Source organism: Actinotalea sp. C106 (assembly GCF_023630195.1).
Classification (GTDB): domain Bacteria; phylum Actinomycetota; class Actinomycetes; order Actinomycetales; family Cellulomonadaceae; genus Actinotalea.
The window spans coordinates 1-1,394 of the sequence record NZ_JALPKN010000492.1; the positions used below are offsets into that span (position 1 = coordinate 1).

Annotated in this window: 1 protein-coding gene; it reads right to left on the reverse strand. The window is 75.4% G+C overall.

Features of this window, described 5'->3' with window-relative positions:
* Positions 1-1,394 (reverse strand): HAD-IA family hydrolase (locus L0B03_RS17925; RefSeq protein ID WP_250448374.1); only part of this gene is annotated, 1,394 nt, incomplete at both ends.

The following is a 1,394-nucleotide window of genomic DNA, read 5'->3' on the forward strand; positions in this document are numbered from 1 at the left end:
CCACGACCACCGAGCCGACGCCGGCCGCGCGGCCCGCGACGACGTCCCGCCAGGGCTTGTCCCCGACGAACCAGCAGTCCGCGGGGTCCACACCCAGGGCCCGGGTGGCCTCGTGCACGAGCTCGGGGTCGGGCTTGCGGCGGCCGACCTCGTCGGAGTACAGGTGCGCGCCGACGAGGTGGTCCACCCCGGCGTCGACCAGGCGGCGACGGCCGCTGCGCCCGCAGATGGTGTTCGAGACGATCGCGACCGGCAGGCCGACCTCGCGGCACCAGGTCAGGAGCTCCTCGACCCCCTCGCGCAGCCAGGCCCGGCTCTTGGCCTGGGCGTACTCGAAGGCCAGGCTGCTGGCCTCGGCCTCGAGCCATGCGCGTGGCCCCAGGGCCAGGTTGGACCCGACCATGCCGCCCCAGAACTCGCGGTGGGTGACCTCGTGCGCGACGGGCAGCCCCGCGGGGCCGACGGCGTCGCGCTGCTTGTGCTCGGCGTACGCCTCGCGCCCCAGGCGCAGGGCCGCACGCAGCTCGTCGTCGGTCAGGGAATGGCCCGCGCGACGCAGCCGGGCCGCGAGACGGGCGACGAAGGTGTCGATCGCGGCCGGGGTCTTGGTCGAGGCCGTGAGCACCCCGCCCTGGTCGAGCAGCAGGCCACGCGGGCGGCGCACCGGGCGCGGGACCGGGGGCTCGAGGACCTCGGCGGGCAAGACGGCGCGGGGCCGGCTGGCCGCGAGGAGCGGCACGAGGCCCTCAGGGGTCTCCAGGACGAGGTCGGCGATCTCCTGCACGGCGAAGGGCGGGGAGTCGGTGTGCTTGCTCCGGGTCAGCACGACGGCTCCCACCCCGGCACGACGCCCGGCGACGAGGTCGCGGTCGCGGGTGTCCCCGACGTACCAGCAGTGCTCGGGCGCCGTGCCCAGGGCCGTCGCGGCTCGCCGGATCATGTCGGGGTGGGGCTTACGGATGCCGACCTCGTCCGAGTAGAGCTGCACCGCCACGAGGTGCGCGAGACCGTGGTGGCGCATCAGGTCACGGTGCGCGCGGCCCGAGTGCGCATTGCTGACGATGCCGACGGGGACCCCGAGCTGGTCGGCGAGGGTGAGGAGCTCGAGCACCCCGGGACGCACCTGGTGGTGGCTGAGCAGCCCGTTCAGCACGGCCATGAGGCCAGCACCGTCCCCCGCCGCGGTCGCGCGGACGGCCTCGGGCTGGTCGGCCAGGAGGAAGTCCTCCCACAGCTCGCGGTGGGTGAGCTCGCGCGGCGCCTGGGTGCGGCTCATCGCGTGCTTCCAGTGCTTGAGGCTCGCGAGGCCCGCGGTGAGGGACTCGGCCAGCCGCGCCGGGGCGACGTCGTGCCCCGCGCCGGCCAGGGTGCCGTGCAGGAAGTCCGATCGTAGC